The organism is Dolichospermum sp. FACHB-1091 (assembly GCF_014697585.1).
GTDB lineage: Bacteria > Cyanobacteriota > Cyanobacteriia > Cyanobacteriales > Nostocaceae > Dolichospermum.
Window position 1 is genome coordinate 45456 of the sequence record NZ_JACJSB010000001.1, and the last position, 25975, is coordinate 71430.

22 protein-coding genes are annotated in these 25975 nt (G+C 37.4%); 7 read left to right on the forward strand and 15 right to left on the reverse strand.

Going from position 1 to position 25975, the window contains the following annotated elements; genetic code table 11:
* Positions 1-72 precede the first annotated feature (72 nt).
* From H6G25_RS00230 to H6G25_RS00240, 3 genes are all read right to left on the reverse strand, one after another.
* Positions 73-3708 carry a serine protease gene (locus H6G25_RS00230; RefSeq protein WP_190390764.1) on the reverse strand — a complete coding sequence of 1212 codons (3636 nt, stop codon included), beginning with the start codon at positions 3706-3708 and terminating at the stop codon, positions 73-75.
* A 349-nt stretch (positions 3709-4057) separates the two neighbouring features.
* Positions 4058-4594, reverse strand: a complete 537-nt coding sequence (locus tag H6G25_RS00235) for a COP23 domain-containing protein (RefSeq protein ID WP_190390765.1) — start codon at positions 4592-4594, stop codon at positions 4058-4060.
* A 117-nt stretch (positions 4595-4711) separates the two neighbouring features.
* Positions 4712-5437 (reverse strand): trypsin-like peptidase domain-containing protein, encoded by a 726-nt coding sequence (locus H6G25_RS00240; RefSeq protein ID WP_190390766.1) that lies wholly within the window; start codon positions 5435-5437, stop codon positions 4712-4714.
* A gap of 183 nt (positions 5438-5620) precedes the next feature.
* Here H6G25_RS00240 and H6G25_RS00245 point away from each other — a divergent pair, with 183 nt between their 5' ends.
* The 3 genes from H6G25_RS00245 (at position 5621) to H6G25_RS00255 (ending at position 10349) form a co-directional block, all read left to right on the forward strand.
* The gene (locus H6G25_RS00245) at positions 5621-8023 is read left to right on the forward strand and encodes an endonuclease MutS2 (protein WP_190390767.1); all 2403 of its coding nucleotides are present in this window, start codon (positions 5621-5623) and stop codon (positions 8021-8023) included.
* Positions 8024-8120: 97 nt separating this feature from the next.
* Positions 8121-8723, forward strand: a complete 603-nt coding sequence (locus tag H6G25_RS00250) for a DUF3038 domain-containing protein (RefSeq protein WP_190390768.1) — start codon at positions 8121-8123, stop codon at positions 8721-8723.
* Positions 8724-8786: 63 nt separating this feature from the next.
* Entirely contained in the window at positions 8787-10349 is a 1563-nt protein-coding gene (locus H6G25_RS00255) for a DUF4335 domain-containing protein (RefSeq protein ID WP_190390769.1), read from the forward strand.
* A 416-nt stretch (positions 10350-10765) separates the two neighbouring features.
* Here H6G25_RS00255 and H6G25_RS00260 read toward each other — a convergent pair whose 3' ends face one another.
* From H6G25_RS00260 to H6G25_RS00290, 7 genes are all read right to left on the reverse strand, one after another.
* The gene (locus tag H6G25_RS00260; RefSeq protein ID WP_190390770.1) at positions 10766-11191 is read right to left on the reverse strand and encodes a HEPN domain-containing protein; all 426 of its coding nucleotides are present in this window, start codon (positions 11189-11191) and stop codon (positions 10766-10768) included.
* A complete protein-coding gene (locus tag H6G25_RS00265) occupies positions 11188-11673 on the reverse strand; it encodes a hypothetical protein (RefSeq protein ID WP_190390771.1) in 486 nt (161 codons plus the stop codon). Before H6G25_RS00265 ends, H6G25_RS00260 begins: the two co-directional genes overlap by 4 nt.
* A 9-nt stretch (positions 11674-11682) precedes the next feature.
* Complete coding sequence (locus H6G25_RS00270; protein ID WP_190390772.1) at positions 11683-12369, reverse strand: hypothetical protein; 687 nt, start codon at positions 12367-12369, stop codon at positions 11683-11685.
* A 111-nt stretch (positions 12370-12480) separates the two neighbouring features.
* Complete coding sequence (locus tag H6G25_RS00275) at positions 12481-13761, reverse strand: VWA domain-containing protein (protein WP_190390773.1); 1281 nt, start codon at positions 13759-13761, stop codon at positions 12481-12483.
* Positions 13758-15014, reverse strand: a complete 1257-nt coding sequence (locus H6G25_RS00280; RefSeq protein ID WP_190390774.1) for a VWA domain-containing protein — start codon at positions 15012-15014, stop codon at positions 13758-13760. Before H6G25_RS00280 ends, H6G25_RS00275 begins: the two co-directional genes overlap by 4 nt.
* Before the next feature lie 149 nt (positions 15015-15163).
* On the reverse strand, positions 15164-15538 hold the full coding sequence (locus tag H6G25_RS00285) for a PIN domain-containing protein (protein WP_347239132.1): 375 nt from the start codon (positions 15536-15538) through the stop codon (positions 15164-15166).
* 33 nt (positions 15539-15571) lie between these two features.
* Positions 15572-15832 carry a hypothetical protein gene (locus H6G25_RS00290; protein WP_190390775.1) on the reverse strand — a complete coding sequence of 87 codons (261 nt, stop codon included), beginning with the start codon at positions 15830-15832 and terminating at the stop codon, positions 15572-15574.
* 192 nt (positions 15833-16024) lie between these two features.
* On the opposite strand from H6G25_RS00290, the gene H6G25_RS00295 reads away from it, so the two are divergent.
* The 3 genes from H6G25_RS00295 (at position 16025) to H6G25_RS00305 (ending at position 20306) form a co-directional block, all read left to right on the forward strand.
* Positions 16025-18049, forward strand: a complete 2025-nt coding sequence (locus H6G25_RS00295) for a pentapeptide repeat-containing protein (RefSeq protein WP_190390776.1) — start codon at positions 16025-16027, stop codon at positions 18047-18049.
* A 337-nt stretch (positions 18050-18386) separates the two neighbouring features.
* The gene (locus H6G25_RS00300; protein ID WP_190390777.1) at positions 18387-18941 is read left to right on the forward strand and encodes a Uma2 family endonuclease; all 555 of its coding nucleotides are present in this window, start codon (positions 18387-18389) and stop codon (positions 18939-18941) included.
* Between the two features lie 147 nt (positions 18942-19088).
* The gene (locus tag H6G25_RS00305) at positions 19089-20306 is read left to right on the forward strand and encodes an FIST N-terminal domain-containing protein (protein WP_190390778.1); all 1218 of its coding nucleotides are present in this window, start codon (positions 19089-19091) and stop codon (positions 20304-20306) included.
* Between the two features lie 414 nt (positions 20307-20720).
* On the opposite strand, the gene H6G25_RS00310 is transcribed toward H6G25_RS00305, so the two are convergent.
* Both H6G25_RS00310 and H6G25_RS00315 read right to left on the reverse strand, forming a co-directional pair.
* Positions 20721-20981 (reverse strand): chlororespiratory reduction protein 7, encoded by a 261-nt coding sequence (locus H6G25_RS00310; RefSeq protein WP_190390779.1) that lies wholly within the window; start codon positions 20979-20981, stop codon positions 20721-20723.
* An 87-nt stretch (positions 20982-21068) separates the two neighbouring features.
* Positions 21069-22274: a histidine kinase gene (locus H6G25_RS00315; RefSeq protein WP_190390780.1), complete on the reverse strand. Its 1206-nt coding sequence runs from the start codon at positions 22272-22274 to the stop codon at positions 21069-21071.
* Positions 22275-22555: 281 nt separating this feature from the next.
* Between H6G25_RS00315 and H6G25_RS00320 the strand changes: the two genes are divergently transcribed.
* On the forward strand, positions 22556-23875 hold the full coding sequence (locus tag H6G25_RS00320) for an S-layer homology domain-containing protein (protein ID WP_190390781.1): 1320 nt from the start codon (positions 22556-22558) through the stop codon (positions 23873-23875).
* A gap of 17 nt (positions 23876-23892) precedes the next feature.
* Here the strand turns inward: H6G25_RS00320 and H6G25_RS00325 are convergent, their stop codons facing one another.
* The 3 genes from H6G25_RS00325 to H6G25_RS00335 form a co-directional block, all read right to left on the reverse strand.
* Complete coding sequence (locus H6G25_RS00325; protein ID WP_190390917.1) at positions 23893-24237, reverse strand: hypothetical protein; 345 nt, start codon at positions 24235-24237, stop codon at positions 23893-23895.
* Entirely contained in the window at positions 24234-25028 is a 795-nt protein-coding gene (phnE, locus tag H6G25_RS00330) for a phosphonate ABC transporter, permease protein PhnE (protein ID WP_190390782.1), read from the reverse strand. The genes H6G25_RS00325 and phnE overlap by 4 nt, the downstream gene beginning before the upstream one ends.
* A 137-nt stretch (positions 25029-25165) precedes the next feature.
* A complete protein-coding gene (locus tag H6G25_RS00335) occupies positions 25166-25939 on the reverse strand; it encodes an ATP-binding cassette domain-containing protein (RefSeq protein ID WP_190390783.1) in 774 nt (257 codons plus the stop codon).
* Between the last annotated feature and the right edge of the window lie 36 nt (positions 25940-25975).

Consider the following 25975-nt stretch of genomic DNA (forward strand, 5'->3'; position numbering starts at 1 on the left):
TCTGTAGAGAGGTTTTTTGTAGAGACGTTATATGGAACATCTCTACATTATTTTTACCTCAATGTCTATTGTCTAAATCAAAGCTTTAATTCTGGGATTTTGGAGAAATAATTGCGTATTAATTATCAACTTTTCACCCCAACCATTTTCTTTGAGAAACTCAATCTTTCCATAACGTTTATCTAATTTTAATGCCGTTTCTGCCGATTTCAAACCGGCTTCTTGATCGCCTTTGGCATACAAAGCTACACCTAAAGCTAGATGTGCTTCTGCAAAATTGCTATTGATTTTGATCGCATTTCGCCAATAATTAATTGCTGTTTCTACTTCTCCCATTTCATAGGAAACTATACCTAAGTTCGTGTAAGCTTCGGGATAGTCGGGTTTTAATTTAATGGCTTGATTCCAATCATCAATCGCTTGTTTGTAGTCTTTTAAGAAATAGTGAGCAATACCCCGAACATAGTAGGCTTCGGTAAAGTCGGGTTTTAATTTAATGGCTTGACTGTAATCATTAATCGCTTGTTTGTAGTCTTTCAATTGTAAATAAGCATCACCCCTAGCACCATAGTATCCTGCATTTTTAGGATCAAGTTGAATGGCTTGAGTATAATCATTAATTGCCTGTTTGTAGTCTTTTAATTGTAAGTAAGCAAGACCCCTAGCACCATAGTATATTGCATTTTTAGGATCAAGTTGAATGGCCTGAGTATAATCATTAATTGCCTGTTTGTAGTCTTTTAATTGTAAATAAGCATCACCCCTAGCACCATAGTATCCTGCATTTTTAGGATCAAGTTTAATGGCTTGAGTCCAATCATTAATTGCTTGTTTGTAGTCTTTTAATTGAAAATAGGCAAAACCCCTACGGGCATAGTAATTGGCATTTTTAGTGTCAAGTTTAATGGCTTGAGTGTAATCATCAATTGCCTGTTTATAGTCCTTTAATTGAAGGTAAGTAAGACCCCGACGGGCATAGTAATTGGCATTTTTAGTGTCAAGTTTAATAGCTTGAGTATAATCATCAATTGCCTGTTTGTAGTTTTTTAAATTCCAGTGAGAATCACCTCTAGCTTTATATACAATACTAATACGTTTATTGTAAGAGCTAATAAGGATTTTATTATCTTTAAATTCAGAGTATCTGAGACCTCCTACAGTGTATGGTGCATTTTTAGGGTCACGACGAATAGCTTCTGTTAAATCAGATATAGCTTGTTTGTAGTCTTTTAACCCTGAGTAAGCAATACCCCTAGATGCATAGTATAAGGCATCTTTAGGATCAAGACGAATAGCTTCCGTATAATCTTCTATGGCTTTTTTGTAGTCTTCTAAACCTCCGTACACCAAACCTCTGGCGTTGTAATATTGAGCATTTTTAGGGTCAAGTTGAATGGCCTGTGTAAAATCATCAATTGCCTGTTGATGCTTATTTAACAAAGTGTAAGCAGTACCCCTGATGCTGTAATATTCAGCATTTTTAGGGTCAAGTTGAATGGCCTGTGTAAAATCATCAATTGCCTGTTGATGCTTATTTAATAAACTGTAAGCAAGACCCCTTGAGTGGTAATAGTCGGCATTTTTAGGGTCAAGTTGAATGGCCTGATTAAAATCATCTATGGCTTGTTGATATTTTTGTAAATTCACATAGGATAAACCACGTGAATTATAAATGAGTTTATAGTCGGGATAAAATTTAATGGCTTGATTGTATGCCTCAATTGATTCAGGAAAACGCTTTAATTGAGCAAGGTATAAACCTCGCCAATAGTAAAGATCAAATTGATTAGGACTCAGAGCAATGGCTTTGTCAAAAGATGCTAAGGCTTCAGAATATTTATCTAATATAAACAGCGCTCTACCCCGCAATTTCCAAGCTTGAGCAAAGTCGGGATTAATTTTAAGAGCTTTATCAAAAGCAGTAATAGCTTCTTTATCTTTTTTTTCACTAAAAAATATCACCCCCTTGAAATACCAAGCTTGATAAAAATCCGGTTTTTTGCTAATCGCTTTATCAACAGCTTTTATTGCTTCTGCATATTTTTGAGAACGCCATAGTTGATTAGCATAATTTAGCCATGATATTTCATCATCACTATTTTTAGGAACTTGATCCAATGGTAATAAATATTCACTAATTACATCCTCTTCCGATTTTTTGAGTGTAGCTGGTGCAGTAGTTTCGACTTTTAAATCTGAATCTATTCCTGCTTGTTCAACTAAATTTAAAAATGTCCTAATGGGAATACCAGAACTACTACCTAAATTGATTTCACCATCAAAATCGAGTGATATTTCACCTTCCACTCTGCCATGAATACCAATTAATCTTCCTTGGGTATCTAAAACCGCACCGCCACTCATTCCGCCTTTAGTAATATTACTATAAAGTAGATCATAACCATCACTTAAAACAGTTTGTATTTGCACAGGTATTATAGAACTTTGATTATTGAAACTTACATAAGTATTCAACCTGATTAATTCTGGTTGGCTCAAAATTCCCGCCGTCAAAATCCGATGAGGTTTGTTTTTATTTTGTTGTTTATTACCAGGAAAACCAGAAACAAACACTTTTTGACCTTTAGTATTTAAACTATAATTTGCTAAAGTTGCAACTCGATATTTTTGATTACTGGTAAATTGAACAACGGCTAAATCAACTCCAGGCATTCTTTTCGCATTGCTGACATTTATAGCATATCTTTGATTATCTGGTGCGACTATTTCTAACTTATCTTTTAATTTTTTTTCATCACGATTCCAGATCACATGATCTGCGGTCAACACATAATAAATATTACCTTTCTGGGCAATAATTACCCCAGAACCCATATCTTCGGGGTTAGCATTAGGAATTAACACCGTAATTTCTTGGGCAATTTGGTCAATATTTTGGATTAAACCTTTTTTTGCTCTCAAACCGGAATTATCAATCTTTCTTGGTGATTTAGCCACAAATTCCGGGACTATCTTAGCGACACTATAAATCGGTAAACCCCAACTATATTGACGCATTTGCTGACGTTCGGCTGCGCTGGGTTTACTATTATCAATATAAGTATATATTTTATCAGAAATAGGATAGGCGTGAACGGCATTAATGCCAATAACTTCACCTTGATAATTTAATATGGGTCCGCCACTCATTCCCGGTTGAATTTTGTTATTATAACCAATGCGATAACCTCTTTGAAAACTTTTATCTGGTAATAGAGAAATTTGTCCTTCTGTGAAAACTAATTTAGCACTATCACTCACAAATCCAGCCGCGACAATTTTTTGATTTACTGCTATAGGTGCGGAAGTTCCTAAGGTAGCTATGGTATATTCTACTGTTGATTGAAACTGGAATAAAGCTGCATCTTGATTTTTTATAGATGGGGGTTTTTGTTTAATGACAGTAGCAGGATAGATTTTTCCATCTGGTGCTTGAATGCGATAAGATTCACCTGGATTAATCACATGATCATTAGTTAAAATAGTGTAATTATTACCATTTTTAGCAATTAAAGTTCCTGAAGCACTGCCATTTTTAGTTAATACTTTTACTGTGATTGATTTGGCTAAATCTTGTAATTGTGCTGAACTTAATACTTTTTTTGTAGTTTCTTGTGCGGTAACTTGGGTAGCAGGAATTAGTAATAATTGCTGAGGAATAGTTAATAAAGCGGTTGTGCAGATGAGGGTCAAAAATAGGCGTTTCATGATCTTTTTTTGTTTGAGTAAATTAGGAGATGAATATAAGTAGGTTGGGTTGAGGAACGAAACCCAACACTTCTTGATAACTTCTTTAAGTAGGTTGGCTTGAGGAAAGAAACCCAACACTTCTTGATAACTTCTTTAAATTAGTTGGGTTTCACTTCGTTCTACCCAACCTACAATTTTTGAGAATCTGGTGCTTGAATGCGATAAGATTCACCTGGATTGATTACATGATCATTAGTTAAATAAGTAGGTTGGGTTGAGGAACGAAACCCAACACTTCTTGACAACTTCTTTAAATTAGTTGGGTTTCACTTCGTTCTACCCAACCTACAATTTTTGAGGATCTTCTTTATTGCATTTTATTCGCTGGTGGTGTATTCAGAAATTGGCGAATATCAATGTAAAATTTCTTTTCTTGACTTTGCTCGATAATAGAGCCTGAGTCTGCCGTAACACTACCAAACCAGAGTTTATTTAACCGTTTGAGAATATCCCTAGACTTGTCTTGAGGTCGTAATGTAAATAATACAGTATCACAACCACCATCAATTGAACTCACAGAACAAATTACTTTATTACCGTTTTGAAAAGCATTGGTAACGTAATTAAGACTGCCATTATTAAAAGCTGTTTGGAAGTTCTGAGAAACTATTTTACAACGTTGTTGTGGTTTAACTCCTCCTAAAACAGATGTCCAAGTCACCATTGCTTTTTGGAAATTTGGTGTCCAAAGAAAAGTAGTAGGAACAGACTTTCCATTTTCGGAGTAACGACTTGTAGAACAGATAAAGCGAATTTGATTATTAGCATCTTCTTGAGCAAAAACAGGAGTAGATGCTAATGTGGTGGTTAAAAACAGTGTGGTTAATAATGTTAATTTCATCATTTCTTAAATCTCCTAATTTGCGAAAGGGACATTTAATTTCTGTGGGCTGGGCATCTTGCCTGCCCTTGCAAATAAATAGACTAGAAGCCTATACTAATCTCAATTCTCAACAGACTATTAGCGACGTAAACGGGAAATATTTCCCTGACGAATTGCTGTTAAGAAAGGTTGTATTTTATTTACTAGGATAGCAATACTAATACCACTGTTACTGCCATTTCTATCAAGTCGAATAGCAGTATTTACGCCAATAACTTGGGCTTGGGAATTGAGAAGTGGACCACCAGAATTACCAGGATTAATTCTAGCATCATGTTTAATGATACCATCTTGTTGGTCAAGATTGCTCAAAACACCAGCAGTAAAATTATTTTGATTGTCATAACCAAAGGGACTACCAATAGCGTATACAGACTGTCCCACTTGGGCTGATTTTGCTAAAGATAATGTGGGTAAATTCTTCTGATTACGAATTTTAATGGCTGCTAAATCTAGACCATTTTTAGCAAAGCCAATTACGTCAGCAGGAAGTCGTTTACCGTCTTCTAAAATTACAGTCACGGTTGCAGGTGCATCTTCCAAAACGTGAGCATTGGTAATAATTAATCCGTCTCGACTCACGATAAAACCACTTCCAGAAGTTTTACCAGTGTTGATGTAAACTACAGCGGGACTGGCTTTTTGATAAACTTTAATTCGTGTTTGTTCTTCTGAATTTTGAGATATGATAGATTGAGAATAGTGATTTGCTGGGGTCAAAGCCAACCCATTCAGTGATCCTAGAGCCTGTACAGATAAGACAGCAAGCCCTGTAACTGCTATCAGATATGGTTTTCTGTTCATTGGTGAACTCGGTAGACGCTAAGGTATATGAGACTGTATTCTCCATATTATCCAGGATAAATGGAAAAACCTAGTCAATGTTACGATTTTTGTAACAAAAAAATCAGAAAAATTTTCTCCTGGAAAATCTAGTCTTTGAGCAACTAAAATTGTTACTATAATTTCAGATTAGTTGTTGAAACCTTGATTCAATCTGAAACCTTAGAATTACTAGAGTGGCCTCGACTGTGCCAGCACCTTTCTACCTTTGCGGCAACTAAGTTAGGGTCTATAGTTGCGCGTAACTTGCCCATTCCTGAAACTCAGGCAGAAAGTGAGCAGTTATTAGCGCAAACTAAAGAAGTTTATGAATTGGAAAGTCGTTTACATCCGGGATTATCTTTTGAGGGTATACAAGATATTGGTGATTCCCTAGAACGGGCTGTACTACAAAGTATTTTACCAGGGGAGGAACTTTTAGCGATCGCTACTACCCTAGCAGGTGCAAGAAATTTACGCCGTGTTATTGATAATCAGGAAAATATCCCGGTTTTAAACGATTTAGTCTCAGAATTACGGACTTACCCGGAATTGGAGCAGGAAATTCACCGTTGTATTGACGAACGTGGGCAAGTTACTGACCGTGCTAGTCAGAAAATGGGAGAAATTCGGGGGGAATTGCGGAAAGTTCGCAGCCAAATTACCCAAAAACTGCAAAATATTATCCAAGCAAAATCGGGAGCGGTTCAAGAGCAGTTAATTACACAAAGAGGCGATCGCTTTGTTATACCTGTAAAAGCTCCGCAAAAGGACGCAATTCCCGGTATTGTTCACGATACCTCTACCAGTGGTGCAACTCTATATATAGAACCTAATAGTGTTGTACCATTGGGTAATCAACTACGTCAAATTATTAGAAAGGAACAAACTGAAGCGGAAGCAATTCGCCGAACCTTGACGGAAAAGGTAGCAGAAGTTACACCAGATTTAGAAAGATTATTAGCCATTGTCACCACTTTAGACCTAGCGGTAGCAAAATCACGTTATAGTTTCTGGATAGGTGCTAACCCGCCACGCTTTGTCAATCCTGAAGAAAATGAAATTATTACCTTGCGAAATCTGCGCCACCCGTTGTTAGTTTGGCAACAGCAGCACGAACAGGGAAATGCCGTAGTACCAGTAGATTTATTGATTAGTCCTCAAATCCGGGTAGTCACTATTACGGGACCAAATACTGGGGGAAAAACGGTAACTTTAAAAACTTTGGGATTAGCAGCGGTCATGGCCAAGGTAGGTTTATTTATTCCTGCCCGTGAACCGGTGGAAATGCCTTGGTTTAGGCAAATTTTAGCCGATATTGGTGATGAACAGTCATTACAACAGAGTTTATCTACTTTTTCTGGACATATTCGCCGCATTAGTCGAATTTTAGAGGCATTAGAACCTGAAAAAAATGATTTTTCCTCTTTAGCAATTAATTATCAATCTCTGGTATTACTTGATGAAGTGGGTGCAGGTACAGATCCAGCAGAGGGAAGTGCATTAGCGATCGCTTTACTCAAATATCTCGCTAATCATACCCAACTAACTATGGCTAGTACGCACTTTGGCGAACTTAAAGCCCTCAAATACGAAGATCCTCGGTTTGAAAATGCGTCCGTAGAATTTGACGAAACTACCCTGTCACCAACTTATCGTTTGTTGTGGGGTATTCCCGGACGTTCCAACGCCCTGAGTATTGCTTTACGGTTAGGGTTAAAGCCGGAAGTGGTAGCAGAAGCGAAAACCCAAGTCGGAGAAGCTACGGATGAAGTAAATCAAGTTATTGCGGGTTTAGAAGCCCAACGCCGTAGCCAGGAAACCAAAGCCGCAGAAGCCCAAAAATTATTACGTCAAGCGGAACGCTTGTATAAAGAAGTTTCTGACAAAGCCGCTGCTTTAGAGGCCAGAGAAAAAGATCTACGTGCCTCCCAGGAAATCGCCGTTCAACAAGCAATTAGCCAAGCCAAAGGGGAAATTGCTCAAGTTATCCGTCGCTTACAACAAGGGACACCCAACGCCCAAGATGCCCAACAGGCCACCGCCAGCATTAATCAAATTGCCCAAAAATACGAACCTGCACCGCCACCCAAAATTCAACCTGGTTTTATGCCTAAAGTGGGCGATCGCGTGCGGATTCCCAAATTAGGTCAAACTGCTGAAGTTTTGACAATTCCCGACGTTGAAGGCAATTTTAGCGTACGCTTTGGTTTGATGAAAATGACCGTACAACTGCAAGATATAGAGTCACTAGATGGACAAAAACCAGAACCAGTAGTTAAACCTAAAACACCCCCATCTGTAATTGTACCAGCACCACCAGTTCCAGCCATTCGTACCTCTAAAAATACTGTAGATTTGCGCGGAAAAAGAGTAGCTGATGCTGAATATATCTTAGACAAAGCCATTTCCGAAGCCCCAGGACCCTTATGGATTATTCATGGACACGGTACTGGTAAACTCAAGCAAGGGGTTCACGCTTTTTTGCAACAACACCCCAGAGTTACTCACTACGAACCAGCCGAACAAGCTGACGGCGGTAGTGGTGTTACTATTGCCCATATATAAAACAGGGAGCAGGGGAAGTAGGGGAAGCAGGAGTAAATAATAATTTATTTAGATGTTGAATGACAACTGACAACTGACCACTGACCACTGACAAAATATGCTAAAAGTTATGCACTCAACCGCTAATTCCGCTATATCAAAATCACCTTGGGAGGATTTAAGCCAAATCCCAGCCCCAAGTACAATACAATGGGAGAATATCAAAACTCAGTTAGACTTGGCATTACTGGCGCTAGAAACCCTAACTGGTATTGGTTCAGAGGCAATGCTATCTGCGGCAGTTAGTCTTAATTTAGAATCCAAAATACCAGATCGAGTGGCATTATGGCGATTACGTCAATCAAATCCTCTTCGCAAAGGCCAAGGGGGACGAAAAAAGTTAGATGTTGAGGAAGCGCGATCGCTTGTACTAATTATTTGCTATCTTGCTAAACAACATCAAGAATTAATTCGCCGCGCTGTAGGTTTATTAGAACAAATGACAGCAAATAACCAGAAACCCCACCAAACGGCTTTATTAGGAGATTATATAGATGGTTTTTGTAATACTTACCAAGAGCGTATGGAAGAAGAGGTAACAACCTCAATAGACTTACTTACGAAATTAGCTCTCAAACTGTTAATAAATTTACTTTTTTATAGTGCTGCTGGTGGACACCGGCGTTTATGGTTAGCACTAATAGACATTTCCCCAAAATAAGCTTTAATTTTCGATTTTCAGCCTAAAATCCGAAATTCCCTATTTTTTCCTTTGCAATTTGTTATGTCTTCATCAAATTCCGTCATTCGTCGCTATACCGCCCCCACTTGTACCCTGGAAATTTGGGCGCAAAATTCATCTTTGTCCCGTTGGGCGGAAAGAAATGTGATTAGAGATTTGAGTTTCCGGTTACAATTTGATCACTCAGGACTATCAGCAGACTCTCAAATCCTGATTCAGGGTGATAACCGACAGTTAGAAGTTTTATGTGATACTGTTACCAGTTACGTCCAAAAAATTCTCCAAGAATCTACCGCAGATTTAAGTGATAGTTTATCAAATACAGATCATAATCATACAATATTAGAGCCGGAATCACAAAATATTCTCACATCTGTCCTTTCTACCCAAACTCTACCACCCCCTGAAAACCAAATTCCCGAAGCAAAAGTTTATTTAGAACCTAGTCATAATTTAACTCATAAACTGTTTCTTGGTGATCTTGCTAACCAGACATCTGGATCGGTGATTGAATTAAGTTTACTACAACTATTTGATTTGGCAACGGTAATAGATGAATACTCATCTAATATGATGGTCTTACCAACTATCAGCACTGAAACTACTCGCCCCAGTTTACCTCAATGGGTTCCCATAGCCGCAGTTTTGGTAGTAGCTGCCAGTTTAACCCCATTTACCTGGCAATATGCCCAGAAAATTTCACAAAATCAGCAAAAAATAGCCAAAAACAACTATCCTGTCCCGGAAAAAGCTCAAGTTGAAGATCCTGCCCTTTCTTTTAGCAACGCCCTGCCAATACCACCAATAAACTTAAATACACCTGGAACACCGCTAACCCCACCGCCTATCAATTCTACCACACCCTCACCATCCCTTTCTTTGCCCAATGGAACTATCCCAGCCGCACCAAAAACATCACCTCAACCTGCATTAACTATACCACCTAATACTTTGTCTTATCCGGTTACTCCACAAGTTCCCATCAATATAGTACCTAATCCCCCAGGCAATTCTTCGGGTATTACTGCTAAAAGTGGAATTAATAGCACCAAACCCAAGAATTTATCCTCTACTAAAAATAATATTCCCTCTAGTATTTACACACTACCCCCGTCTATTGCGAGTATTCCTAACGGGAGTTTTAGCAATATTCCTAACACACTTCCCAGTCCTTATCCCACGGAATCAAAGCAGGATACTGTAGGAATTACTACTCTAAATCAGGACTCTCCACCCAAAAATAATGATAATTTAGTCAGCAGATTAAGAGCAGCAACTAAAACTACTTCAGAAACACAAGCTAGTAATAATAAGACTTTATTTGATACCGCTCAAATCGCAGAAGCGAGGGAATATCTAAATAAGCGTTGGCAACCTCCCACTGGACTAGATCAAACTTTGGAATATAGTGTAACATTGGGTGTTGATGGAACTATTGAAAAAATTGAACCTTTAAATCCATCCGCCAGAGAATACATTGATAGCAGTGGTATTCCTGAAATTGGTAAACCTTTTGTTTCTAATAATAAATCTGGACAAAGCCTGAGAATAAGAGTTGTCCTTAGTCCTGATAGTAAGGTGCAAACATTCCCCGAAACACCTTGACCAAAAACATGGGACACAGACCCTGTCATAGAAGGACTGCTTTTCCACTATTGTGGTAGAATTTTGTTTAGTCGCCTTATGGCATTGGGAGACTTTAAACAAACGTCGAGGGATGGTTTGACTATTTCGATAGCATACATAGCCCAATGAAGCGTTAAGGAATCCTCTCTCATGAAAGGAAGAGGAGGTATGTCAACTCTTATAGACCACCTACACAACTTTCATAATACTGTGACTACGAGAGGCTACAACAAAATTAGGGCTAAAGCCCTGTTACCACAAACGAAAAATTATAAAAAGTATAATTTTTGTCACACTTGCGTGAGTCATGATTATAGCAGATAGAAGTAATAGTAACATGATGAATACCTAAAATAATGAAGAAGAAAAACTATAGAATTTTTTATTAAAAAACTCTATGGTTTTTGATTACTGCTAAACTTCTGTAATAACTGAACTACTTTTTTTGCATCCACAATAGCTATTTTCGCTTTAGAAATGAGATTAAAATAAACCATATCTTGATAGTCAACTTCAACTCTTGATAGCCGTAAACGATCTAAAATGTCTCCTAACTTATTAAAGTCACGTTTTTTACTATTCCCTAATTCTTCAATTACATATTCATGCACACTAAACTTAAGAGTTTTTAAATTACTATATCCTTCAAAATCTCTTAAGTAGTTTCTAGTTAAACAAAAAGCGGAGTAATACGCTCTACTAATACAAGAACGTATTTTAGCTTCATTAATTGATGCACTATTTGCCTGATTTGAGGTACTAATTACTTCATTATATAAAGTTTCTGCAACCTCTAGATAACTTAACCAGTCGAATTTCATTCAAAGTCCAAATTAATACAAAGATTTACAGCAACGCCTGATGAAGCATCTATCCACCAATTTTCATCAAATTCCTCTAGTTGATTTAAGGCTTCATCAACAGATTCTGGATTAGCAAAAATAGAAAGTACGAGTTTTTCCCATTGAGGAGATTCAGGATCAGAAAACAATTTTAATCTTAATTTCTCAGTTGGGAAATACTTTCTTATTTGTGGATGTGCTTCTAGAATAACATCTATCAAATTTGCATGATTTTGCAAAAATCTGTTGACATCAAGAATGTTTTCTATTGTGTAGAATTTAGAAATTTTGCTGAAATTATCAGATGGTTTAGCATCTTCTGTCAGCCAGTTTTTTTCTTGATATGTTTTAGGAAATTGAATAGACCAATCATCGGTATATTTTTTTTCAGTTTGAACAAGTGTATGAGCTAAAAAATTAGTTTTGAGTAGATTTTGATTTTCTGGATTTATGAGCAACATTGTGTCTCCTTACTTTGAACTAGAGTTAGGATCTAAATAAACGACATCAGCTTTATTTAGCATAGCCTGAATGACTTTTGCTTCTATTAGAGATTGAGATAATTGTTCTTGTAACTTTTTTACATCGCTTGAATCTAAGGCCACATAAAACTCTTTTGAACCGCTTGCATCTTGATACGCAATTTTTAAAGTATGAACTACTAAAGCGCCAGCAATTCCTTCTTTTTTTTCTGCTTTGAAAACGGGTCTGACATCTGTAATTATCCGGGAATTTAAGAAAATACTATCATACTCTTGTAACAAAATTAGTGCTTGAGAAGAAATACTAATAGATCCATCAATTGCCAATATTTTAGTTAATCTTTGTTTAAAATGTGCTAATTCTTCGGCAGATAATTGTGAAAATGTGTCATCACTGGAAACAGCATTAATTAACCCTGTGATTATTTCAGTATTTTTAAGGTTTCCTTGGATGCGAAGAGAGTGAATTGAATGAATAGCTCTTAAAATCTCTTGCAAATCATTAATAGAGACTTCCTCTATTTTGGGAGAAATTTCCAATACTAAACTATCTATATCTACAAAAGGATGAACTTCTGTTATTGCATTCAGTAGGCGATTAAATAGAGGTTCATCAATTTTTATAATTAATGTAATCCCGAATTGATATTGTTGTGGAATTTTGAAACTTTTCATTTTCATTAAAGTTGATATTTTTGATATTCTAAATTAATCTATATTTAGACTAGCATCAAAACCCTTGATTTTTTACATTCTCAAGGGCAGGCTTTTGAGCCTACCCCTAGACTATTCTTTCAAAACTGTCTTTGATGCGATTCTCGTCTTTTTCTGATCGCTTTTTGAAAGTTCTCCACCAACTTGTAAGCGAGTAGCAGAGGATTGTAACACCGTTACTGCACTGCTATCACCGATTTGTAAAGCGGTATTAGCAGCAGTTTGTAACATTGTAGCTGCACCTTTTGCGTCGCCTAGTGCCAATTTTGCCTCAGCCAATTGAGTTTGACGATATTTAGCTAAGAGCAAAATTGACTGTAACACCTGAGAATTGAGAGCGGGTTCGTAAGACCTGGTGAAATTAGCATATATTGGCACTAAAGGTGAAAGTAAACCCTGTTTATTCAAAGATGGGTCATCATAGCGAATTTGGATATGGCCAATGACCTGTTTTCCTTCTGGTAATTGTCCCAGATAAATATTCGCTAAAACTACTCGTTCCACATCTTTCATTAAATCCCCCAAGCGTAAGACCAAAGTTCCATTAGCATCGGTTTCTACTGGTAACTCAATAGTATCCGGGGCAACTTGGGCTATGGGTTTAAGTTCTGCTAACCGCACACCAGGAACGAAAGACAACAGTAAATGGGCATTTGTTAACCCTACTAACTGCACCCGACGAAACAACCTGGCAAATTGAGTCACAGCTTGTTCAGGATTCTCGATATAAGCTAGAGTACCACCACCTGCATCAGCGATTTTCTCCAGTAAATTTTGATTCCAGTCATCACCAAAACCCAGAGTGTTAATTGTTAGATTTAGTTTAGCGGCTTTTTTGGCTAGTTGTAAACAACGTTTATTGTCATTGGGTCCAATTTGCCATTTCCAGATTTGTAGCCCCTTATCCCCATGGCCATCTGTCAGTAGGAAAGCTTGGGAAACAGCGCCTTTTGTGCCTTTAAGTAGTTCTGTGATCCCTAAAGATAAACCTTCAGCAATCACAGTACCGCCAGCAGTCTTTAATTTGGCTTTTAGCTGGGTTTTGATACTAGTCCTATCACTGACGATTTGATTGGGGATAATGACCCTCGCAGTGCCAGCAAAAGCGATAACTGAAATGCGATCGCCTGGCTTTAATTGATCCAATAATTGTTCCACGGCTTGCATCACCGTATTCATGGGTTCACCAGACATAGAACCACTTTGATCCAGAATCAAGCACAGATTTAAGGGCAAAGTTTGTTCAAAACCAGCGGGAATCGCGGAAATAGAAATTGAGAGTTGACGTTGATTACTTACTTGGGCAGCATCAACGTTAGTATCATTTAAAGCCGATATTAGTTTAACTTTCATTGAGGGGAAGCATCTTGCAAAACAGTTTTTGAGACAATTCTGGTTTTTTTGCGATCGCTTTCTGATAACTCTCCCCCGGCTTGCAAGCGTGTAGCGGAAACTTGCAAAATCGTTGCAGCATTACTATCACCCATTTGCAAAGCAGTTTTCGCCGCCGTTTGTAACATCGTCGCCGCTCCAGCCCGATCACCTTGCTGTAATTTCGTTTCTGCTAACTGGGTTTGACGATACTTGGCTAAAGCTAAAACCGATTTTTGCACCTGGGGATTTGGTGCTGCTTGGTAATCCCTGGTGACATTGGCGTAAATTGGTAGATTGGGGGAGTATAGCCCAATTTGGTTATGGGCGGGGTCATCGTAGCGAACTTGAATATTAGCGATCGCTTGTTTACCTTCTGGCAACTGTCCCACATAAATATTAACTAAAACCACCCGTTCCACGTCTGTCATTAAATCACCTAATCTCACCCCCAATCGGCCATCACTTTCTGTTTGTATTGGTAAATCTATAGTATCTGGAGACACTTGGGCAATAGGTTTCAGTTCTGCTAACCGCACATTTGGCATCAGTGATAATAACAGATAAGCATTAGTCAATCCTACTGTTTGCATCCGGTTGAACAATCTCCCAAACTCAGTTACCGCCTGATTTGGTTGTTGAATATAAGACAAAGTACCCATGCCCGCATCAGCAATTTTCTCTAAAACCTTATCATTCCAATTGTCACCAAATCCCAATGTATTAAGGGTTAAATTATAACTGGCGGCTAATTGAGCGAATTTCAAGCAGCGTTCATTATCACCATGTTCATTTTCCCCATCAGTGAGTAAAAATGCTTGAGAAACTGTATCTTGTTTACCTTTTGCTAACTCCTCAATTCCCAAACGTAAACCCTCATCAATAGAAGTTCCTCCTTCAGCGCTGAGTTGCTTAATTTGCCTTTTGATCGATTCTGGATCTTTAATTAACTGATTAGGAACTAAAACCTTAGCCCGGTGGTCAAAAACAACAACACTAAGTCGATCTTCAGGACTCAAACGATCTACCAACAAACAGGCCGCAGTTTTCACAGTTTCCAGAGATTTTCCCCCCATTGAACCACTATGATCGAGAATTAGGCATAAATTCAATGGTATAGTCCGATCTATAGTTTCACCACTAGCAGAAACGGAAACTACTAATTGACGTTGAGTGCTGATTTGATTTGCGTCTACAGCACCATCATTAAGGGCCAGTTGTAAATTTACTTTCATAATTTCTGTTTCCTATCTAGTTTTAGACATACACAATTTTATAAATAACTTCAAATGGCATCCTCTATACTACGGAAAATAAGTTAATTCAGATTGTTAATATAATTTCATAAGTGGAATTAAGCTTATTTTTATGCTACCATAATTATTTAAACTCCTGTAAGTGCTTCCCAATCTTCCATCTTTAAATCTTCCACGCGACTAAATTCGGCAGTGTTATGAGTTACCAAAATCAAACTATTTGCCAAAGCAATAGCTGCAATCTGTAAATCATAGGGTCTGATAGGAGTTCCTATTTTAGTGAGTTTTGCGCGAATATCTCCAAATATTTCTGCTGCTTCATCATCAAATGGTAGAGAAATAAACCGACTCAAAAATGCTTTCTGTAAAGCTAGAGTTCGGCTAGGGTTATTACTTTTCATTGCTCCATAAAATAATTCTGATTTAACAGTAGAACAAACGGCTATATCAGAATCTAACCGATCTTCTATTCTGCGTCGTAAATTAATATTTCTACCGTTCAAATAAACAATGCAAATTCGTATCTAATAAGTAAATCATTCTATTGGTTCTCTTTCTTCATATTCACCTTGAGGATATCTAATAATTGGGTCATCGGCTAAACAGCCATAAGTTCTATTAATAAAATCATGCCATTCTATATCTTTTATTTCTGGATTTTGGGCAATTTTGATGGTTTGATTAACAACTTCAAATGTTACTGTTACTTCTAATTCTGTTTCTCTCATTTCCAGAGGAATATCTAAATGAAGCATCCCATCTTTACCTACGTAGGAATGAATTTTGATACTTCGCATATTTTTATTATCTACTACTTTATTTAATATATCAAATCATCAGCCCTAAACAAGTTAACTCTTATTTTAATTTAGTTGAAAAATATTTACCCAGATTATAAAAAGCCATATTTAACAAAATTTAACCAAAACTCGGAATAATACTCGCAAATAAGTGTAAAATCTAATAGATAATCTCTTGCGGATGTGATTATGCCACCAGACTACAGCGGTCAAAATCTCCGAGGACGCTCTTTTAAAGGTAAAGACCTGACAGGTGCGAACTTTAGTAAAGCTGATATTAGAGGGGCAAATTTTACCAACGCTATCCTTAAAGGTGCTGATTTTAGTGGCGCTAAGGCTGGACTACAGAAGCGTTGGATAATTGGGTTACTAATAATTACGTTGTTACTGTCAGCGCTATCAGGTTTGTTTTCCACGGTTTCTGTTGTATTGATGTACCGTACTTTGTGTAAAGATATAATCGCTGGTATAGTCGCACTCATTACATTAGCTATTTTTTGTATCATTACTGCTCGTAAAGGTTTATTGGCAGGTTTAGGAATGGTCGCCGTCGCCTTTGGTGTCGTAGCAGTTTCGGCTGTTACCTTTGCTTCATCTGTACAAGGAATTTCAATTGGATTACTTGTTTTGGCTTTTGCTGGTGTCGTCACCTCTTCAGTAACCTTCACCTTTGTCTTCTCCTTCGCTTTCACCTTTATTTTTGCCATTTTCTTCACCATTTTCTTTGCCTCTATCTTTGCTATTATACTGGGAAACTTTTTTGATGTTCCTATTGCTATTGTATTTGCCGTCGCTGTAGTTTTTGTAATTTTTAGTGCTTATATTGGCTGGCGTAGTTTAAAAGGAGACGAAAGAGATTCTTGGATTCGCTCTTGTGCTATTGCTTTTGCTGCAACAGGAGGCACAAATTTTTATGGTGCTGATTTAACTGATGCTGATTTTACAGGTGCAATGCTGAAAAACACAGATTTCAGAAAAGCAAATCTAAGGCGCACTCGTTTTTATGAAGCCAAAAAACTCGATTTTGCTAGACCAGGAAATACTATATTAAGTAACCCTGCTGTTCTCAATTTGCTCGTTACTTTAAATGGTAGAAATAAACCTTATATTGGTGCAAATCTGAAAGGTGCAAACCTAATAGGTGCAGACTTGAAAGAGGCTAATTTAAAAAATGCTGATATTATTGAAGCCACCTTTCAAGAAGCTAATTTAGAAGGTGCAAATCTGACTCTTACTCAAGCCATTGGTACTAATTTCACCAAAGCTCAAATGACAGGTGCTTGTGTGGAAGCTTGGAATATTGAAAGTACAACGATATTAGATAATGTAGATTGTCGTTTTGTCTATCTTTTAGAAGATCCTAAACCGGGAACAGATGACCGGGAACGCCGTCCTAGTAGTGGAGAATTTCAACCAGGAGAGTTTACAAAATTATTTGAAGAAGTTTTAAATACTGTTGATTTAATTTTCCAAAATGGTATTGACTGGAAGGCTTTTATTACTGCTTTCAAAAAGGTGCAAGTTGAAAATCAAGATACAGAATTAGTTATCCAGAGTATTGAAAATAAAGGTGATGGTGTGGTTGTTGTTAAAGTTGCTGTTCCTGAGAATGCGAATAAAGAAAAGATTCACAGCGATTTTACTCAAAATTATCAATTAGCATTAGCAGAAGTAGAAAAATATAAAGAACTTTTACAAGCTTCTAATAATCAGAATGCAAATCTATGGTTAACTATTAATAAGTTAGTAGAAGCAGAAAAATCTATAAATGTTCAAATTGATAATAAAGTGGAGAATGAAAATATGACTAAGGATTCTAGCCGTAAAATTGAAATTGGTAATATTGGTGGAGATTTTAACGCCAGTGGACAAGCTTTGAATTTAGGTGAAATCAGTGGTACAGTCATAAATACTATTAATGAATTAGCAACTGCACCGGAAGCAGATAAACCAGGAATTAAAGAATTATTGACACAATTAAAAACAGCAATTGAAACTGATACTGATTTAACAGCAAAAGACAAAGAAAAGGCACTAAAACAAGTCAAATCTTTAGCAGAAGCCGCCCAAAATCCTCAAGAAAAACAAGATTTAGCAGATACAGCAATCACAATGTTAAAAGGAGTTCTCACCAACTTACCAACGGCGGCCAAATTAGTTGAAGAATGTGGTAAGTTATTACCGTTAATTGCTGGTTTTTTAGGTTTAAGTTAGAAACCCATTTTTTAGCCTGGACGATTGATTATATAGCGGCTATACAAACAAGGTTATTCCAAGAGGAATTTAACCCACGAAGGTGGGTTTTGTCTGTATAGACGCGGTTTCTAACCGCCCTGTTCTGAAAATATCGTTAAGATGGGAGGTAGAACATCCCGGAAAGCATTCGGTTTTGTAGGTTGGGTAGAACGAAGTGAAACCCAACAAAAGAAGGAAAAATGTTGGGTTTCGTTCCGATTGCTCCGCAACGCTAACGCGAACAACCCAACCTACATAGTTTGACGAAATGCTATGATATTAAACCATCACAAATATCTCTGGAGATGAAAATTATATGACTCTCACAATTAACAATTTAGAAAAAATAGAACAAATTTTAAAATATGATGATAACGACTATCAAATAGAACTACAAGAAGGGAATATTTTAATTATGGGTCTATCGGATATAGAATCTAGTGAAATTGGTGCTGAATTGATTAGATTATTAGGTAATTGGATCAAACCTCGTAAATTAGGGAGAATATTTGATTCCAGTGGTGGTTTTATTATGCCAAATACTGATTTACGCGCTCCCAATGTTTCTTTTGTTTCTGCTCAAAGATTAAAACGGACTGTGAGAGATTTTGGTAATTTAGTTCCCGATTTAGTAGTAGAAATTAAATCAAAAACTGATAGAGTTTCTAAATTAGAAGATAAACTCAAATTATTTTTAGAATTAGGTGCAAAGGTAGGAATTTTAATCAATCCTGATGAATTAACTGTTACTGTTTATCGTCCTGATGGTAAAATTACATTATTAACAGAAAATGATAAATTAACCGTAACTGAATTATTTCCTGGTTGGGAAATTGCTATTTCTGAATTATGGCCTCCTGTATTTGAATAGGTATTTATATAGCGAATCCCTGTCTAATGAAGTACACACCAATTTATTCCCTGTTAAGAGTTCCCTGCTAAGAGTTCCCTAATCAATAAGTGACAAACTTAGCTAAAATAATCAACTAACCTCAACACAGAAACACACTGAAAAATCATGGCAGATCAAATGCAGTGGACAAATGCCCTATCAACCCGTTCTTCCTTAGAAGCGGCTATTAACGATGTCGTAGAACAAACAACGGCATCTTTAACAGCACCTGCGGATTTAGGACTCGTATTCATTTCTTCTGCTTTTATGAGTGAGTATCCCCGACTTTTGCCCTTATTGGCGGAAAAACTCTCTGTACCTGTATTAATTGGTTGTAGTGCTGGGGGTGTCATTGGCAGAAGAAAAGCAGGAGCAACGGAAGAAATAGAAGCAGAACCAGCCCTAAGTCTGACTTTAGCCCATCTTCCTGGGGTCGAAATTCGACCTTTTCATATTTTAGCCGAAGAATTGCCAGATTCCGATAGTTCCCCCAATGTTTGGATTGATTTAATGGGTGTACCACCGTCACCAGCGCCCCAATTTATTCTCTTGTCTAGTCCTTTTGGTTCAGAAATTAATGATTTGTTAGCAGGTTTAGATTTTGCCTATCCTGGTTCGGTGGTGGTAGGAGGACAGGCCAGTAGCGGCTTTATGAATGGTCACATCGGTTTATTTTGTAATGATAAGTTATTAAGGGAAGGTATCATAGGAATAACTTTAACTGGTAATATCGTCTTAGATACTATTGTTGCCCAAGGGTGTCGTCCTATTGGTGAACCGTTGCAAGTTACTAAAGCAGAACGGAATATTATTTTAGAGTTAGATGAAAAAGTCCCTTTAGTAGTACTGCGAAATTTAATTAGTAGTTTAAGTGAAGAAGATCGAACTTTAGCACAACATTCTTTATTTGTCGGTTTAGCAATGGATGAATTTAGAGTGAATTTACATTCGGGGGATTTTTTAATTCGTAATATTTTGGGAGTAGATCCTCGTGCTGGGGCGATCGCCATTAGCGATCGCATTCGTGCCGGTCAAAGGTTACAATTTCATTTGAGAGAAGCGGAAGCTTCAGCCCAAGATCTAGAAATTTTACTCCAAGAATATCAAAATGAAAATGAAAATACCAGTCACCCCTCTCCTGTAGGTGCTTTAATGTTTACCTGTTTAGGAAGAGGAATAGGACTTTATGGCCAACCTAATTTTGATTCCCAACTTTTTAGCCGTTATTTCCATGATATACCTATTGGTGGCTGTTTCTGCGGTGGTGAAATCGGTCCGGTCAGTGGTAGAACTTTCCTTCATGGTTATACTTCCGTATTTGCCATTTGTCGTTCTGCTATATAAAACCTAGACAAGTCTAGATACACAAAGGACTCATTTTGATTCATCCGTACCTAAGTAGGGCTTGCTGAAAAAGTTGTCTGTGAGGGCAGGGAACTCTTAACTGGGAACAGTTTTAACTGTCTGGATATCCTCAATTTTCCAAATCTGACAAAGAAAAATGCAATTCATTTTGAGATACCATTAGCCAAAACCTGGCACTTTTTTGTGGTAAAAATCCGCGAAACCCTTTGTTAATAAATGGTTTTATGTTTATATGGCTAACGCCACGCTACGCTATCAGCAAGCCCTACTTAGTAGGGATAGAGAGTATTGCAGTTTGCCCATTCCGAGTAACACAGGGAAAAGTAGCTTGAGGAGATTTGTCCATAAAGTTACTAACTGTACCTCGCCCGAAATCCCCTAATTTATTTGCTTCTATTTTTCTAAGCGTACCGCATACCAATGTAAATATTTTCCTGATCCAACATCTAAATTACAACTTGTATCAAGCAAATATTGTGATTTTTCGGTGACGGACTGGAATTTTTGCAAATCTGGGGGTAAATCCTGATCAGGAAGTTGTGATAAAATCTTCTCTAGCTTTGTTAATAACTCAGCCGCTGTGAGGAATTGTTCTGGTTGATTTGTTTCCAAAACAACGAAATCGTCCTGTTGATACATTAATGAATTTGGCATTTTTAGTAATGGGTAATTGGTAATTGGTAATAGTTTTACCACTGACAACGGACTAATAACTAATAACTAATGACTGATAACTAATAACTACGATAAATATACTGGCAAAGTGAAATGAAACCACGCACCACCGTGGGGAGATGAATCTACCCAAATTTGACCGTAGTGAGCGCGGATAATGCGTTGACATAAACAAAGACCAATTCCATATCCATCTACGTTTTGATCGCGTTGGAGACGGAAAAGATTATCAAAAATGCGCTCGCGGTTTTCTTCAGGAATACCAGGACCGCTATCACCAATACTAAATTCCACCTTTTGTGTAGTCCGATGTAATCCCGACAGACTTATAATACCACTCACAGGGGTATATTTGATGGCATTATCTAAAAGATTAATTAGCACTTGCCTAATTCGGGCTGGATCTGCATACACTAATGGTAGATCTTGAGGGATATCTATTTCTATAGTTTGGGATTTGCCAATATAGCGATCGCCCAACTCCTCTAATATCTCTAAACACAATTCCCCTAATTGTAGCTTTTGGGGTGTAATTGGCAATTCTGTATCCTCACCAGATCCTACTTTTAACAGATCAGTAATCATCCGATCAATAATCCGTGTTTGTACGCGGGCTTGTTTTAATAAATGCAGAGCTAATCCCGGTTTCAAGCGAGTAAATTCTCCTGTTTCTGGATTGTAATGAGATTGAAGAGTTTCAATAGCGATAGCCGCAGCCGTGAGGGGATTGCGGAGGTCATGGGCTAAAATGGCAATTATGCGGTCTTTAAACTGTAGTTGTTCTTGCAGTTTCTCCTTTTCTTGCTTGAGACGAAAAATTTCATCCGAGAGTTGAATCAATTGAGAAGAAGTAGCAACAGAATCAATAGTATACTGAGATGATATTACTTGATTTTTTTCATCCAGACGTTCTTGTAAATCCCCCTGTAATTGCAAAAATGCGTCTACTGTGGCTTGCCAACGCGGCCACCAAATTTTTAACTGCGGGATAATATTCGTACCAGCGATAGTCTGTTGAGGTTGGGGATGAATTTTGACTAAAGCTGGAGTTGCTATTAACTTAAAGTGTTCCGCTAAATAAGGCTGTTGTTCAACATCAATAAGTTGCAGATCAAAACTATACACAGCCTCTAATTTCTTTAAGTAAGCGCGAATTTGCTGTACTTGTTGTCGGGACTTAGTCCGTCCGTCAACAAATAGCAATAATTGGAGTGGGGCCTCAGAACAGATAGGCTGATCCTGGGAAACTTGCATGACATCTTGTTTCAGCACTGGTAACAACCTGGGGACACTGTAGAGAAAGTAAAAAAGACCGACGTTGGTTGATGATCGTTGTTTTTTCCAATTTAATATCTATTTTATATTTTTCCTACTGTAGTCCGATCCAGGTTTTTGACATCAGACGAATTTTTGCGGAATTTTGCCGCCTTCTACCTTTATTTTTACACCTATTAGCCCGAATTTCCCACTAGATGGCAATAAAATCGAATTTGTCTTTTACCTGTTGTTAAAAATGCTAAGGTTGAAGGTGAAAATCAATTTGTGATTTCTTTGTGTTTCTCCGTAACTACCCTGCTGCTTTCTTGAGTTTAGCTGTTTTACTGTCTTCCTTAACAGCTTGTACTAACAGTCCATCTGCCAAAAACCTGGAACAGTCATTGGCTGCCGATCCTCGGCTGCAAAATACTCCTGTTCCCTTTGCTAAACCGACTAGTCAGCAAGTAACACCAGACCCAAACACATCAATAGTTAAGTTACCGGCTGATTTTCCCCCAGAGATCCCGATTTATCCCAATGCTGAATTAGAAGAAGTTACACCAGCTAATTCTGAAAATAAAATCTCTATTCGTTGGGGAAGTTCTGATCCTAGTAATTTAATTACCAGCTTTTATCGTCAACAATTTCAGGCTCAAAATTGGCTTGTCCAGCAACCAGAAGACGATGTGCAGGGTACTTTTACAGCACGACGCAATGATTTACTCATTACTGTGACAATTCAGCCACAAACTGTCACCAAGTCCGCACTTAATCAACCTCAAACAGCGACGAAATTATTAATTGAATATTCGTCTCATTCCCAAACTACAGCTACTAATCCAGTCACCTCCCCAGATAATCCCCAATTTATTGGTCCGCTATTGCCTAAAACCAATAATACCAAAATAGTCACCCAACCAACTAACAAATCGGAAATTTTAGCCACCCCAGAATTTATTGATATACAGAAAGTACCCCCGGAATGGCGATCGCATATACAAGATTTAGCGTTATTAGGCGTATTCTCTAGCGACCCCAAAACCACTCAAGAATTTTTACCTGATAAAATTATCACCCGTCGAGAATATGCTCGCTGGTTGGTTAATGCTAATAATACCATGTATTCTAATAATCCAGCCAAACAAATTCGGTTAGCATCCCCTAGCACTCAACCAGCTTTTAGGGATATTCTGCCTCAAGATGCTGATTTTCCCTCAATTCAGGGATTAGCAGAAGCAGGTTTAATTAATAGCATTTTATCAGGAGATGCAACGGCGGTTTTATTTCGCCCTGACGCGCCTTTAACGCGAGAACAATTACTATTATGGAAAGTTCCTTTAGATACCCGTCAAGCCTTACCTGGTGCTAATTTAGAAGCTGTTAAACAAACTTGGGGATTTCAAGATGCAGGTAATATAGAACCAAAAGCATTGAAAGCCATTTTAGCTGATTTCCAAAATGCTGAACAATCAAATATTCGTCGCGTTTTTGGTTATACAACGTTATTTCAACCGAAAAAACCCGTAACTCGTGCAGAAGCAGGTGCAGCTTTATGGTATTTCGGTACTCAAGGTGAGGGAATTTCAGCGACAGAGGCCTTAAAGTTGAAAAACTAAACTAATAACTCAAGTTGCTAGTTATCTAGTTGAGGCTGGTAATGGGTAATGGGTAATGGGTAATGGGTAATGGGTAATGGGTAATTGGTAATGGGTAATTGGTAATTGGTAATGGGTAATGGGTAATGGGTAATGGGTAATGGGTAATTGGTAATGGGTAATGGGTAATGGGTAATGGGTAATGGGTAATTGGTAATGGGTAATGGGTAATTGGTAATGGGTAATGGGTAATGGGTAATTGGTAAAACGAAAGGTAAAGTTACCCAAAACCTCTTTCCTGTTCCCTGTTCCCTGTTCCCTGTTCCCTGTTCCCTATTCCCTGTAACCTGTTCCCTATTCCCTGTTCCCTCTTCCCTTGTCATATTGATTCTAAATAACGCCTTAACTTACTACTAAACCAATCAATAACTGTCACTACTAGCAATAGCACTAACATCATAGTTGTCGCTTTAGTATATTCAAATCCATCTATATAGCTTTTCAATTGAAAGCCTATCCCCCCAGCGCCAACCACTCCTAAAACTGAAGCCGCACGGATATTATATTCAAACATCCATAAAGTATAACCTAGTCCTAGCGGTAATATTTGGGGAAGTATACCATATTGGGCAATTTGCATTCTTGATGCGCCGATAACTTGTAAAGACTCTAAAGAACGATGATCTACTGATTCTATAGCTTGTTGATAAAATTTGGCCAGATATCCAATAGTATATATTGACAATGCTAATGTTCCCGCAGGTGCGCCTAAACCAGTAGCAGCGACAAAGATTAAACCTAAGATAATTGACGGTACAGAACGCACAGCATTTTGCAGTAAATTTGCTATCCATCTTAACCATAAAGGAGCGATATTATTAGCACTAGCCATAGCAATTGGTAATGATAAAATTGCGCCTATAGTTGTTCCCCATAAAGACATTTGTACAGTTTCAATTAATCCTTGAATAGCAATATCTAAAACTTGCAAATTTGGAGGAAATAGCCGAGAAATAAAATCCGTAATAAAAGGCCAACTATCTTTTAATAAGTCAAAATCAACCTTTAATCCTTGTAAAGACCAGATATAAACTTGGATCATCAACAAGAAAATAACTAAAGGAACAAACCAAGGATAACGATGAAAAATTTGTAACTTAGGAAAGGGTTTCATTTTTTAAAACAAAGTAAAATTTTCTATTTTTAATTTTTCGTAAGCATTCAGCCGCAAATATTGATTAGATAAATAAGGTGCGTTACGCTGGTACTAACACACCCTACTGCTTTGCGTCAGATCAAGTTATACTTATTTCAGGAAAATTGGGCTTGTAAATTTTCACATTTACCATCATAAACTACTTCACCTTTATCTAAAATAATAGCTCTTTGAGCGTATTCTGTAGCTAAAGTTAAATCATGTAAAACAGTAATAATAGTTAAACCTTGTTGATGTAATTCAGATAAAGTTGTCATTACTTGTTGTGAGGCTATTATATCTAAACCTGTAGTAGGTTCATCAGCTAAGAGTATTTGCGGAGACTGCATTAATGCACGAGCAATTGCTACTTTTTGTTGTTGTCCACCACTCAATTTACTGGTTTTTTGATATACTTGTTCTCTTAGTCCTAATTGTGTTAGTAATTCTAAGGCTAATTTACGATCGCTTTGAGGAAATCCCAATAAAGTTTGTCGGTTTTTTCTAACTCCTAATCTTCCACATAAGACATTATCAATAGCTGATAATTGTCGAATTAATCCCCCTCCTTGAAATAACATTCCCACATCTCGACGAATTTGTGGTAATTTTTGTTGAGAGCAAGAAACACCATTGATTTTAATTTCTCCTTTCATTAAAGGTACTAAACCCACGAAAGATTTTAACAATGTTGATTTACCCGCACCATTCAATCCTAATAAAGCCACAAATTCACCTTGATTAATTTTGCAGTTAATTTTATTTAAAATTGGACGTTTTAGAGATGAAATATAATCTGTCTCTAAATTGGAACATTCAATGCAATTCACGTTACTTCTGGATAAATTTAATGAGTGGGAATTGGTCTTTTCTACTTGATAAATAGTCATAAATAACCTCAGGACAAAATTTCTTCATCAAAGCAC